This window comes from Pseudoalteromonas sp. R3 (assembly GCF_004014715.1).
In the GTDB taxonomy this organism is placed as follows: Bacteria; Pseudomonadota; Gammaproteobacteria; order Enterobacterales; family Alteromonadaceae; genus Pseudoalteromonas.
The window spans coordinates 2,012,008-2,025,587 of the sequence record NZ_CP034835.1 but is presented as its reverse complement, the minus strand read 5'-3'; the positions used below and the strand labels follow the sequence as shown (position 1 = coordinate 2,025,587).

General features: G+C 45.4%; 6 protein-coding genes and 1 pseudogene. All 7 read right to left on the bottom strand.

The window, feature by feature from the left end; all coding sequences use genetic code 11:
* Positions 1-567: 567 nt before the first annotated feature.
* The 7 genes and pseudogenes from ELR70_RS13705 to ELR70_RS13675 all read right to left on the bottom strand — a co-directional run bounded on the left by ELR70_RS13705 (position 568) and on the right by ELR70_RS13675 (position 13,536).
* Positions 568-2,289: a DUF3466 family protein gene (locus tag ELR70_RS13705; protein WP_054017161.1), complete on the bottom strand. Its 1,722-nt coding sequence runs from the start codon at positions 2,287-2,289 to the stop codon at positions 568-570.
* A gap of 11 nt (positions 2,290-2,300) precedes the next feature.
* The gene (locus ELR70_RS13700) at positions 2,301-4,214 is read right to left on the bottom strand and encodes an ABC transporter ATP-binding protein (RefSeq protein WP_054017160.1); all 1,914 of its coding nucleotides are present in this window, start codon (positions 4,212-4,214) and stop codon (positions 2,301-2,303) included.
* Position 4,215: 1 nt separating this feature from the next.
* Positions 4,216-4,446: a glutaredoxin family protein gene (locus ELR70_RS13695; protein WP_054017159.1), complete on the bottom strand. Its 231-nt coding sequence runs from the start codon at positions 4,444-4,446 to the stop codon at positions 4,216-4,218.
* Positions 4,439-6,549, bottom strand: a pseudogene (gene rlmKL, locus ELR70_RS13690) (bifunctional 23S rRNA (guanine(2069)-N(7))-methyltransferase RlmK/23S rRNA (guanine(2445)-N(2))-methyltransferase RlmL). The gene ELR70_RS13695 and the pseudogene rlmKL overlap by 8 nt, the downstream one beginning before the upstream one ends.
* 111 nt (positions 6,550-6,660) lie before the next feature.
* Entirely contained in the window at positions 6,661-7,188 is a 528-nt protein-coding gene (locus ELR70_RS13685; protein ID WP_082353334.1) for a cell division protein ZapC domain-containing protein, read from the bottom strand.
* Positions 7,189-7,434: 246 nt separating this feature from the next.
* Positions 7,435-8,445 carry a quinone-dependent dihydroorotate dehydrogenase gene (gene pyrD / locus ELR70_RS13680; RefSeq protein ID WP_054017157.1) on the bottom strand — a complete coding sequence of 337 codons (1,011 nt, stop codon included), beginning with the start codon at positions 8,443-8,445 and terminating at the stop codon, positions 7,435-7,437.
* A gap of 252 nt (positions 8,446-8,697) precedes the next feature.
* Positions 8,698-13,536 carry an NAD-glutamate dehydrogenase gene (locus ELR70_RS13675; protein ID WP_054017156.1) on the bottom strand — a complete coding sequence of 1,613 codons (4,839 nt, stop codon included), beginning with the start codon at positions 13,534-13,536 and terminating at the stop codon, positions 8,698-8,700.
* Between the last annotated feature and the right edge of the window lie 44 nt (positions 13,537-13,580).

Below are 13,580 nucleotides of genomic sequence, written 5' to 3'. Positions count from 1 at the left end.
GTGACTAGCAAATAATAATAATCTAGTACATATTTACTTAAACTCAGCTCTCGCAATCACTCAGAAATATCATTATCTCTTTGTTTATAATAAAGATTATTTATTTGTTGCACTTTTATGAATAACCATATATTTGGAACGTTGCCAGGTGGAACTTAATGTTTACAAAGAGTGCTGGTAAGAACAGACATAAGGGCGACATTTAAGCCAAAAACTAGCACTTTAAAACTACCCGCTTTCGTATCTGTTACTTTCTATGGGATCAAATACGCTAACGCGTAGCAGAAGAAAGAGTACGAAATAACCACACGAGTTAGACTGAAAACAATAAAAAATTATAATTTGAGCGATTACAGAAGCATAAAGCAGGTAAATTGGCCATTGCTAGGCGTGTTGTCTCGTAGGATTTCTATACAGTTCTGCGGAAAACTAGAATGTAGATATTGGCGAGATGTCTTCTGACAGACAATTTACGATTAAAAGCAGCCAGCGGTGAGGTTATAAGTGGCGTTTTGAAATAAAAAATCAGGGCGCAGCCACTGAAGGCTGAGCCCTTAAAGATGTTTATTATTTGCGGCGTCTGCGACGCCCCCATACCAATGGAAGCGCAAGCAATGACAGCCAGCTCAGTGTTCCTGACTGACGCTCGTAAGTTTCAGCTTCGGGTGCAACACATTGATCAATTTCAGTGCTACCAGTCTTGGTCAATACGACTGGGATCACAACAGATTCTGAGTCTTCATTGCCATCACTGTCCTTGTCCACATTGCCGAGCGTGTCCAGCTTTTTAACCGTTTTGGTTGCTACCGCGTAAATCGTATTATCGTCTGTTATGCGGATGGCTTCCGCGACGGTATACGGGAATTCATCGCTCTTACAAGGTAGTAAATCATTGATGTTAGTTAGCTTTTCATCACCAATTTTATACATAAATGCTTCACTACGCGGGTTAGAAACATTTTTCTCTGTCTCACCCTGACCGACCATATAGCCTTGATTATTAATATCTCTGACGTAAGTATCTGAGCCATTGAAATAGCTTGGGATTTCAACCAAGGCTTTGTCGTTCATATCGTAATAAAAACCTTTGACGTCAAACAGTGTATTCTGATTTTGTCTGCCAACGTAACCTGCTATGACATTACTATTGTTGATATCAACGGCATTACCTGACTGGTAGTAGTCATCGTGCTCACGTAAAGTAAAAAACTGTCCGTCCTGATAATAGCCAGGCTCCTGAAAAGCCTTAAGGCTGTCATCAATTCTGACCCGAGATTTACCCACCACAATACCGGCTTTATTGACAGCATATGCCGAACTATAAAACGGATTGTTTTCATCGTCTTTGCGCACCAGACCGATACCGAGATCTTTTGACTCGATAACATTAAAATCTTTGTCCAGCGTCCACTGGTAGGCGTGTAAATCGTACACTAACCTGCTCTGACGCCAGATGCACACAGCTTCTGGTTCATCCTTATCATCACAATTGTCAGTGATGGTTGTTTGGCTGTTTTCAGGTAACCCAACAGACGCTTGCCCTACAACCAAGTAGTTCCCTTCATCAGTTAGGGTTATATCCGTTGCTATGCTGTAACCACCATACTCAGTGAAAGCAGGTTCCAGCGTCACCCGTTTACCACTGGGCGCAATCACAATACCACGGGCATGCCAGTCTCGCACAAAATAGGTTTTGGCTTCACTTTCACCCTCTGGTGTGAAGGTAATTTTACTGTACGGCGCAGAGCCCCAACCAACGATAGTGCCATCTTCGGCAATCGCAGTTAGTGCGTTACTTACAGAGCGCGTTAAGCCGACATAGTCACTTGATTCAACATCAAATATGTCGATAAGGTTAACACTGGTACCGGTAAATTCAAATCCAGATACTGAGGCTATCTTCTGAAACTCTGCGCTGGCGCTTTGTGTTCCAGATAGCAGGTAACTCAACATAAAGTTGTGTGCCTCTGCATTAGTTTCAAGCACGTTACCGTTTTTTATGTCATCCAACGTAAAGTCAATGGTTTCTTCTCTGTCTTCCAGGAGCCTCTTGTAAGAATCATAAAAGTTGGTGATAGAGCTGTCTTCAAAGTCAATATAGGAAGTATCAACGGGTAACTTGAACAGGCCAGTCACTTGTCCAATTGCTTCACCGCTTTCGTTAGTGTCAATGATATAGTTCATTTTGCCTATATCACTGGTCGGTAATTCAGTGAGTTTATAGGTCGCGGCAAGTGCCTGACCAGAAAGGCCGAAAATAATGCTGGCGGCCATAAGTGAATATTTCATTTCAATCCTTACTACTGATTCTGTAATGCTTCTAATTCTTCCCAACGCTCAAACGCGGCTTCAAGCTTGGACTCAAGGTCGGCCAAATGGTTCAACGCGGTTTGGGTCGTTTCAGGATCTTGCTTGAAAAACTCCGGTGAATTCACCAAGTTTTGCTGCTCTTCCAGCTCGTTTTCCAGCGCCTCTACTTTACCCGGCAACGCCTCCAGTTCAAGCTTTAATTTGTAGCTTAACTTACCGGATTTGTTTTTATTGGCAGACTTTTTGTTATCGCTTGCTTGCTGCTTCTCCTTATCGAGCTTTTCCAACGCTTTTTGCTGCTCAAGCCGTTGCGCCCGGTAAGCTTCAAAATCACTAAAGCCACCAACAATCTCTGTTACTTTACCTTCGCCTTCAAACGCCCACACACTGTTACAAGTATTATCAATGAACTCTCGGTCATGGCTAACAATCAAGATAGTGCCCTGATACTGGTTAATGATTTCTTCCAGCAATTCCAGTGTTTCTATATCCAGGTCATTGGTCGGCTCATCGAGTACCAAAACGTTTGAAGGTTTGAGGAATAGCTTGGCCAACAGCAGGCGGTTCTTCTCTCCTCCCGACAATGCTTTAACCGGCGTGCGCGCTCTCGCTGGCGGGAACAAGAAGTCTTGCAGATACCCCAGAACATGGCGGCTTCGGCCCCCCATTTGTACTTCCTGTTTGCCTTCCGCGACATTGTCCTGAACGGTCTTTTCCTCATCCAGCTTTTCCCGATACTGGTCAAAATAGGCTACTTCAAGGTTAACACCCTGCTTCACTTTGCCGTTATCTGGTGCAATATCACCAAATAAAATTTTCAGTAAAGTGGTTTTACCTACCCCGTTGGGACCAATCAGACCCACTCGATCGCCGCGCATAACCAGTGTCGAGAAGTCATCCACAATACGCTTATCTTTGAAGGCATGACCAATATGTTGTGCCTCAAAGACCAACTTACCGGAGCGCTCAGCTGATTCTATGTTAAAGTCAGTCTTACCGACTTGCTCAACACGCTGCTTACGCTCAACCCGCAGTGCTTTGAGGGCTCTGACTCGTCCTTCGTTGCGTGTGCGTCGTGCTTTGATCCCTTGTCGGATCCAGGCCTCTTCTTCGGCAAGCTTTTTATCGAACAGTGCATTTTGCGCCTCTTCAACTTTAAGATCGTGCGCCTTTTGCTCTAGGTATTTCGCATAATCTCCAGGATAGGAGATGAGCTTGCCGCGATCTAAATCGAGGATGCGGGTCGCAACACCGCGAATAAATGCCCGGTCGTGCGATATAAAAACAATGCCGCCCTTAAATTCTTTAAGAAACTGCTCAAGCCACTCAACGCTACTCATGTCCAGGTGGTTGGTCGGTTCATCCAGCAGTAACAAATCTGGATCGCTTACCAAAGCCTTGGCCAAAGCGACTTTGCGCAGCCAGCCTCCAGATAACTTTTCCAGTTTCATATTGGCAGTTAGCTGCAACTGAGTTAAAACTAGCTTGATACGGCTTTCAAACCGCCAGGCATCCTTAGCTTCGATATCAGCAGATAACCGCTCCAGTCGACTCAAAAGGCTACTCGAGTGATCGGTCTGCAAGGCTTCACTGACGTTATGGTAGTCAATTAGCAGTTGAGCGATATCTGGAAGGCCGCCAGCTACGTAATCGAATACACTGCCCTGTGCGCCCTTAGGCGGATCCTGCTCTAACCGTGAAACTTTTAATCCCGATACCCGGTTGATTTCTCCATCATCCAGTTGGACCTGGCCATCAAGTACCTTTAATAGGGTTGATTTTCCGGCACCGTTACGCCCGACAATACAAACCCGCTCTCCAGCTTCAATCACCGCGTCGGCTTGGTCTAACAAGGGATGAGTACCAAAAGCCAGCTGGGCTCTCGCAATTCTGATTAAATCCATCTTACTTTAACAACTCTTTTATATCTTGTTCTGTAAAAGGCCAGAACAAAGCTCTGGCGCTATCTGTTAACTTAAGTACAGGGATTGAGGTCTGATACTCGGCCATCAACTGAGGATCGTCCACTATGTCCTTATGTATTACGGCGTCACTGGTTACACACCTGAGTACCAGCTCATAAGCCTGCTCACAAAGGTGACAGCCGTCAGTATAGAATAATGTGAGTTTAGCCATGGGTGATCAACCAACTGTTGTGGATTTGCTTATTACGTTTGAAATCAGGCGATAAGGTTTTATCTGAGACATTCTCTGCCTTAAGACCTAATCCCATCAACCCAACTTCATCCATCTTAAAGCCCCGCTTGTTATTAGAAAACAGCAAGGTACCACCTGGACTAAGAATTTTCTTAACCCATTCAAGCAGCTGGATATGGTCACGCTGCACATCAAACACGTCCTTCATACGCTTTGAGTTCGAAAAGGTCGGCGGGTCGAGGAAGATTAGATCATATTGCCCTTGTGCGTGCTCAAGCCATTTGAGACAGTCAGCCTGCTCAAATCTGAAGCGTGGGTTTCGCAGTTCATTTAAGGCAAAGTTCTCCTCCGCCCACTTTAGATAGGTTTTTGACATATCTACCGTTGTTACGGCTTTTGCTCCACCTAGTGCTGCGTGTACTGAAGCACTGCCGGTATAAGCAAACAGGTTAAGAACACGTTTGTTCTTCGCGTTTTGCTGAATATAGCGTCTGGCGAGTCGATGGTCCAAGAACAGCCCTGTATCAAGATAGTCGAACAAGTTAACCTTAAACTTAGCCCCGAATTCTTCAATCACTTGCACCCGGTTTTGCTTACTGAGTGCATTGTACTGTTCCTGACCTTTTTGCTTCTTACGTACCTTAACCGCAATATTACTGGGGTCAATATCTAAGGTCTCAGCTGTGAGCGTGATAATGTCTTGAAGACGCTTATTTGCAATCTGCTCATCTATTTCTTTGGGTGCAGCATATTCAAACACGACGGCGCTGTCGCCATAGACGTCCACCGCGACATTATACTCTGGAATATCCGCATCGTAGACGCGATAAGCCTGGACCTGCTCTTTTTTAAGCCAGCTTTTTAATGACTGTTTGTTCTTTTTAACTCGGTTAGCAAACGCCCTAGATTGTTCAAAATGTAACGCACCAGACTGTTCATTTTGTGCTACCTGGCGCTCATCCATGTCATACAGATACAACGCAACATCAAGAGGACCATTTTTAAACTTGTAGCGCTTTTTTGATGACAACTTCAAGGTTTTAAACAGTGCTTCGTCTGTACCAAGTAACGCCAAAGACCAATCTTTGTAGTGCTTTTTAAAACGCTCACCCATGCCACGATATAGGTTAATCAGTTCCGCCATTGACCCTAAGCGTTCACCATACGGTAAGTTACTTAATAATGTCCCGGGCGCTTAGCAACACAGGTCAGTTTACTAGCATCTCCTTCACTAAAACGGATCTTGTCCTCTAGTCCAGCTCGCTTCGCATTTCCTCTGGCGGTGTCCAAGACCTGAGCATCAATATCCTGGCCGATGACCCACAAAGGTTTATCCACCTGAGCCTGTTTCAGCTCACTTTTTAGTTCTTTAAACTTGGCGTCCCTAAAGCCGGGTAGTCGCTTAAAGGCAAAATCTTTATTCAGATTGGCGGGAATGTTCAGTGCCATACTGACTGCTTCAATCAGTAAAGTGCCTGAACCGCAGCATGGATCAAACAAAGGTTTAGATGTATCACTCAGCCAGCCACTGCGCTGCACCAAAGCGGCAGCCAGATTTTCGCGGATAGGTGCCCGCCCCTGTTTGGTACGATACCCTCTGTCCGACAAGCGTGGACCAGAATAATCGATATAAAGCGCAATCTTTTGCTTATTGAGCTTCGCGATAACGCGAACATTGGCATCCTGCTTATCGACTGATGGACGCTGCTCATACAGGTCCTGAAAATAATCAACAATGGCGTCTTTAATCACCAAACCGGAAAACTGCGTGTTTTTCAGCTCCCGGTTGGTACCATTGAATTCAATCGCAAACGTCTGTTTTGGACCAAACCATTCCTGCCAGCCCTGAAAGCGAGCAAATTTATATAAGTCATCTTTATTGTTGATGTTTTCATGCTCATCAATCAGCATCATCACGCGCGTCGCGAAACGCGTCGTCATACAGAATTTCTGAACTGCCAGGCTATCCGCGGTAAAGCGAACTGAACCGACAGTTTGTTTGACTACTTCAAGCCCCTGAGACTGAAGCTCTTCAAGCAAAAGGTTTTCAATACCGATAGACGTTAAGGCGATAAACTGCAATGTAAATACTCAATAATTTCAATTGCAGCGAGTATAACACAGCAAGTAGCAGACTGGGATATCAGAGTGGATGTGTGCATTGTCGCATAGTTAAGGCGATAAGCAGCACTATCAGGCAGTTTGTGTCAGCTTTTGTGTTTGGATCAGAGGGTGCACTCGGTCGTTCAGAACCTTGATGGCCTGAAATTGCTCAAGCTCAATGTTTTCATCCAGCATAAACCCATGAGTAAGGTTAATACACAGGCTGCTCTCTTGGTTGTGATCCACAATCAAGAACTCGCCAGGCTGGCATTTCGAGTGCAATGTGATAACTGCATCAACCAGAGGCTGACCTCCGGTATAGCTTTTGAAAAACCAGCTTTTAGCTTGCACGGGGAGCAGGTGGAACTTAGCCGCAGTCGCATTAAGGGCGATTTGACAACATTGAGGCTCGGACCAGACTTTAAATCCGAGTAAATAATCATATACATTGCGATAGAAGGCGGCCTCATCCACACTCATATCAACACTGTGCAGAGAGTCTTCCGTAAGTTGTCTTAGACGAAACGGCGTACATAACTGAAGATCGTCGCCTAAGTCCACAAGCAGTCTGTTTCTGTGGCTACATCTTATCCAACGCCACTCTTTGGATGCTTGCAAAACTGACCTCCGGATATCAATGTGTTACGTATTTAAGACTTGATCAGAAGTATATCGCGAATTATCACAGTGTAAAAACTTTTGTAATAACAAATTGTTTTAGATCATTGCGCTATATAAATGATCTTTATAAGGAAAAAACGATCATTCTCGCGAAAAAATGATCGTTCTAGAGAGGCGTTGTTGTATTCGTCTATATATTACAGATTAATTACAAAAATATTCAACTACTTACAAAACAGTCGATTAGATCTCTGTGACGATCTTTTTGATCAACTGAGGTCCTTCATAGATAAAACCTGTGTAAACCTGTACTAAATCCGCACCCGCATTGAGCTTTTCTTTTGCCGCAGCGGCACTGTCGATCCCGCCGACACCAATAATAGGTAGCTTGCCTTCAGTCATTCGTTTTAGTTCACTAACAACTTGTGTGGACTTTTCACGTACCGGACGACCTGATAAGCCACCTGCCTCTTCGGCGTGCTCTAGCCCTTTAACTGCTTCACGCGATAATGTGGTATTGGTTGCAATAACGCCATCGATGCGATTATTCACTAATGACTCGGCAATTTGCTGCAATTGCACTGCGTCTACATCCGGGGCAATTTTAACCAGCATAGGTACAGATTTCTTGTGCTTCTCAATCAAATCGACCTGTTCATTTTTCAGACTTTGTAACAAGTCATCTAATGCTTCACCGTACTGCAAATCCCTTAATCCAGGCGTATTGGGCGAGGAAATGTTCACTGTGATATATGACGCGTGTTCAAATACCTTACGCATGCAATGGATATAGTCGTCCTTCCCCTGCTCGTTTGGTGTGTCCTTATTTTTACCAATATTGATACCCAGGATCCCCTGATAACTAGCTGCTTTGACATTCGCAACCAGATTATCAACCCCCTTGTTATTAAAGCCCATGCGGTTAATGATGGCATTAGCATCTGGCAAACGAAATATGCGCGGTTTATCATTGCCAGCCTGAGGCCTGGGTGTAACCGTACCCACCTCAATAAAGCCAAAACCCATCTGACTAAAGGCATCAATACATTCCGCATTTTTATCGAGTCCCGCAGCTAACCCAACTGGGTTGTCAAACTCCAGGCCAAGGAAATTAACCGGTTTCTTTGGAAGTGACTGTGACCAGGCCATACTTAATGGGGTATTCGCGAAGCGGCGTAAATTTCCGAGTGCAAAATCATGAGCCCACTCGGCATCTTTACTGAACATATAGCGACGCGCTAAATCATAAAACATTGAGACTCCTTAAGTTCCTAGTAACGTATGACACCAATCAGCATTCGCGCATATCTGATTTGCTGGATAAAACTTGCCGCTGACTGTGTAAAAAATTGCTATTTAGTACATCAAACAGCCAAATCTTTGCCAGGTTATCGCCAAGGCTGTCTTGCCTCAGATTAGTTATTCAATGCAACGACTTGGTATCAATTTCAAATCTGGGATAAAAAAATACCCCAGCAAAGCCGGGGTATTTTAACGGGTTATTTTCTATTTGGAAGTGTCACAGTTGTGACTCAACAACATTAGTTCACGCAATGCCACTGAGAACTTGGCAAAGTCATGACTCTGCGACGTCTTGAACTCAGCCAGCATTTGCTGCCAACGTAGCAATAGCGTTGACTGATTTTCCATCCACTGATTGATCAGTGAATCGACATCGTGATCATCGCCCTCAAAGCTGTTCAGAACAACTTCAGACAATGCGCGTTGCTGCCAGTCTAGCTCTTCACGGTAAGAGGCACGTGCCAGCGCCTGCCAGTGGTTGGCAACCGGTTGTGCCGTGATCTGGTCAAGGAACCAGTGTAGACCCATGTTCGCACCCAGTTTGAAGTAAGTGTTAGACACCACATCAATGGCACGGCCAGAGCTTGCAGCCACTTCTGCCAGATCCATTACAGAGAACAGACTAGACAGAGAAACGATACGCATAGCGATTTGCTCTGGTACACCTTGTGCAATAAGCGCATCGGCTTTCTCTGCCAGACGTGCACTTTCTTCTTCAACCATGTAGTTGTTCAGATTATTGCTTAGATCTGCAAACGTCGGCGCAAAGAATGCGATAGTTTCTTCAATCGTCATACCTTTGTTACGGTGACGCAGGAACCAACGTGTAGTACGACGTACAGTACGGCGCAGCTGGTACAACATTTCTGTCTGAACAGCTGATGGGATCTGGTTATCCAGTGCAGCAATTGACTGCCAGGTATCCTTCATTTCAAAAATTTCGCTGGCAATTGAATAACACAGCGCAATTTCAGCTTCCGTAGCACCCGTTTCTTCGTGCATACGGACCATGAAGTTCAGACCCATATCGTTGACAATGTTATTAGCCAGTTTCGTCGCAATGATTTCTTTACGCAGTGGGTGGTTATCCATCGCCGCGTTAAAGCGTTCACGCAGTGGCACTGGGAATGAATTCACTAACAGCTGACGGTAATACGGGTTTTCTGAAATTTCATCAACAACCAGAGATTCTTTCAATACCATTTTAGAGTAAGAAACCAGTACAGACAGCTCAGGACGAGTCAGATCAGACCCAGCCGCTGCGCGCTCTGCCAACTCTTCATCCGTTGGTAAGAACTCAATCGTACGGTCCAGTTTACCCTCTTTCTCCAGTGCATGGATAAAGCGGATCTTCTCTTTCAGTGTTGCCGGACCTTTCGACTTAGTGATAGACAGAGTATGCGTCTGGCGGTAACAGTCAGCCAGTACCAGCTCAGACACTTCGTCCGTCATGGCATATAGCAGCTCATCACGCTGTTTCTTGGTCAGGTCGCCTTCTGCTACCAGGCCATTCAACAGGATCTTGATGTTTACTTCGTTATCCGAACAAGCCACGCCACCTACGTTATCAATGAAGTCGGTGTTAATGCGCCCGCCCTTCTCGGCAAACTCGATACGACCCAGTTGCGTTGCACCCAGGTTACCACCTTCACCAAAGATCTTAGCACCTAGCTCTGAACCATCGATACGTAAGCCGTCGTTCGCGCGGTCGCCTACATCGGCATTGGATTCAGACTTAGCTTTAATGTAAGTACCGATACCACCGTTCCACAGCAGATCAGCTGGCATCTTAAGCAAGGCTTTGATTAGCTCGTTAGGGGTCATGCTGGCTTTTTTGGTGCCCAGCATCTTCTTCATTTCAGCTGTCAGGTTAATTGACTTAGCCGCACGAGAGAAGACACCACCGCCTTCAGAGATCAGCTCTTTGTTGTAATCTTCCCAGCTCGAGCGAGGCAGATTGAACAGACGTTCACGTTCTACATAAGAGCTTGCCGCATCCGGGTTCGGATCGATAAAGATGTGCATGTGGTTAAAGGCTGCCTGCAGGCGAATGTGCTTAGAAAGCAACATACCATTACCAAATACGTCACCGCCCATGTCACCGATACCTACCGCGGTGAAATCTGTGGTCTGACAGTCGATGTCCATTTCACGGAAATGACGTTTAACTGACTCCCACGCACCTTTGGCTGTAATCCCCATTTTCTTGTGGTCATAACCAATTGAACCACCAGAGGCAAATGCATCACCCAACCAGAAATTGTATTCCTCAGCGATGCCGTTCGCGATATCAGAGAAAGTCGCGGTGCCTTTGTCGGCAGCAACAACCAGATATGGGTCATCTTCGTCGTGACGTACAACGTCAACTGGTGGCACGATTTCACCATGGATGATGTTGTCTGTGATATCTAACAAACCGCGGATGAACATCTTGTAGCATTCCTGACCTTCTTTAAAGAAGGCTTCACGGTCACTTGGCAGCTGCTTACAAACAAATCCACCTTTAGAACCAACCGGTACGATTACGGTGTTTTTAACCTGCTGTGCCTTAACCAGACCCAGTACCTCAGTACGGAAATCTTCACGGCGGTCAGACCAACGTAAACCACCACGCGCGACTTTACCACCACGTAAATGCACACCTTCTACGCGCGGAGAGTAGACAAATATTTCGTACGCAGGCAACGGCAACGGCATGTCAGGGATGGCACGCGGATTAACCTTGAACGAGACATAAGACTTGTTGCTGTCGTCCGCTTCTTTTTGGTAGAAGTTAGTGCGCAATGTGGCATTGATCATATCAACGTACATGCGAATGATGCGGTCGTCATCCAGGTTAGCAACGTTTTCCAGTTCCTGATAGATCTTCTCAATCAGCTTGTCCAGCGTCTTTTGTGCCGCTTTCTTGGCTGGAGAGAACTTCTTCACAAACAGCTCAACAATTTGCGCTGCAATGTGTGGATAATGCTCAAAGGTATTTTCGATATAAGATTGCGAGAATGTCACACCAATCTGGCGCATATATTTTGCGTATGCACGTAAGATAGACGCTTCACGGCCTGTCATTCCGCCTAGCAATACCATGCGGTTAAAGCCATCGCTTTCCAGACGGTTGTTCCAAACATTGGTCAATGCGGCACGAAAACGTGCTGACACTTTATCGAAATCGGCAATGCCTTTAGAGTCGATCATCATGGAGAAATCCATGATCCAGTTTACCTGACCATCACTGCTCTTGATTGCGTAAGGCGTTTCACCAATGACACGCAGACCAAAGTTTTCCAGCATTGGCATTACATCAGACAGGTGAATTGGTACATCTTTGTGGAACAGGCTCAAGCGAACGATTTCACTGTTTGCTTCTTCCTGAGGACGATAGAACAGCATTTCCAGCTTCTTCTCATCGCTCAGTTGCTCCAACTTCTCGATGTCAACCACAGCAGCACTAGGCAAAACCTGATCTTTGTAAGAGTGAGGGAACGCATTGGCATATTTGCGGTTTAGCTCGTTACCACGGGTTTCACCATTACTGCCAAGTAATGCTGACTGTAGTTTATCTTCCCAAGTGCGAGCGGCTTCTGCCAAGTTATTTTCGATGTCTTTCACGTTGTACTTAATACTGTTATCTGCCACACGTACGATATAATGCGTTCTCGCCAGTGTGGACTCTGAGAAAAAGGTCGTAAACTCAACTTTTTCATTGGACTTAAATGCATCTGCCAATAACTTTTGAGTTTCACGACGTAGTGCCGTGTTATAGCGCTCACGTGGTACGTAAACCATACATGAGAAAAAGCGTCCATATACATCACGGCGAACGAACAGACGACACATGTCGCGTTCCTGAATTTGCAATACGCCAGTCGCAACTTCCAGTAGCTCGGCTTCACGTGCCTGAACTAACTCATCGCGAGGATAAGTTTCAAGCAAGTTCAGCACGGCCTTATATGCGTGTGTACCTTCTGCAAAATCACATTGCTCCATAATGCGTTGGATCTTGCTCTTCAGGACGGGCACATCTGCGGCACTATTGTTATAGAAACTTGATGAGAACAATCCAATGAAGCGGTCTTCGCCGACCACATTGCCCTGCGCGTCAAAACGCTTGATACCCACATAATCAATGTAAGCTGGACGATGAACACGAGACAATGAATTAGTCTTGGTTAAAATCAGCAAGTTTTTACTGCGCGCTTCTTTACGGGCTACTTCTGGCAGTTCTGAAAGCAGACGACCGCCATCATGACTTGAGTTTTTCATCAAACCCAGGCTCGTATCTGGCACTGCTCGTAATTCGTGATCCCCTTGTACAGGCACAAGGTCGTACTGACGATAGCCCATAAAGGTGAAGTTATCTGAAGATAGCCACTCAAGGAACTCAACCGCTTCATCTACTTCTGCCTGTGTGCAGTCATGATGACGTGTTGGGATCTCTTTACTGACTGCAACCAGCTTATCGCGGATTGGCTTCCAATCTTCAACGGCCACAGACACGTCTTTCAATACTGATTCCAGTTCTTCGGTAAACGCTTTGATTGCCTTAGTATCGGTCTGACGATCAATCTCGATGAAGAACACCGTCTTGGTCGACGAAGATTCTTGATCTGCTTTTAAATTTGATAGTGCAGTGATCTTATTATTACTGTCGCGCTTGATTTTAAGCGGGCTATGTAACAGTAAGTGAGACACGATGTTTTTGCGGCTAAGCGCCATGCGCACAGAATCAACCAAAAATGGCATGTCTTTCGCGATGATCTCGACGATCGTGTGAGAGGATTGCCAGCCATCTTTGGCCACTTCAGGGTTGAAAACGCGAATAACCGCATCGTCAGTGGCATTCTTTTCGAGAGAATTCCAAAGACTCAATGCGGCTCCGTATAAGTCACTGTCGTTACGATGTGCCAAGTCCTCTTTAGACATGTTGCTGTACAAGGCTTTGGCAAAAGTTTCAACGAGCGACACGTTTTCGGCATGAACTTTTTTGTGGATCAGCTTGGTGACGTTATCCAGGATAACCGATGCTGGACCTTCATTTTGTGTCATTATGTGTTCCTTAATCTATACCACCTTTGAACGGTAGATTATTT

Excerpts from the sequence above, each read along its gene's own strand:
- ELR70_RS13705 (WP_054017161.1), bottom strand. The coding sequence starts at position 2,289 with ATGAAATATTCACTTATGGCCGCCAGCATTATTTTCGGCCTTTCTGGT.
- ELR70_RS13700 (WP_054017160.1), bottom strand. The coding sequence starts at position 4,214 with ATGGATTTAATCAGAATTGCGAGAGCCCAGCTGGCTTTTGGTACTCAT.
- ELR70_RS13695 (WP_054017159.1), bottom strand. The coding sequence starts at position 4,446 with ATGGCTAAACTCACATTATTCTATACTGACGGCTGTCACCTTTGTGAG.
- pyrD (WP_054017157.1), bottom strand. The coding sequence starts at position 8,445 with ATGTTTTATGATTTAGCGCGTCGCTATATGTTCAGTAAAGATGCCGAG.
- ELR70_RS13675 (WP_054017156.1), bottom strand. The coding sequence starts at position 13,536 with ATGACACAAAATGAAGGTCCAGCATCGGTTATCCTGGATAACGTCACC.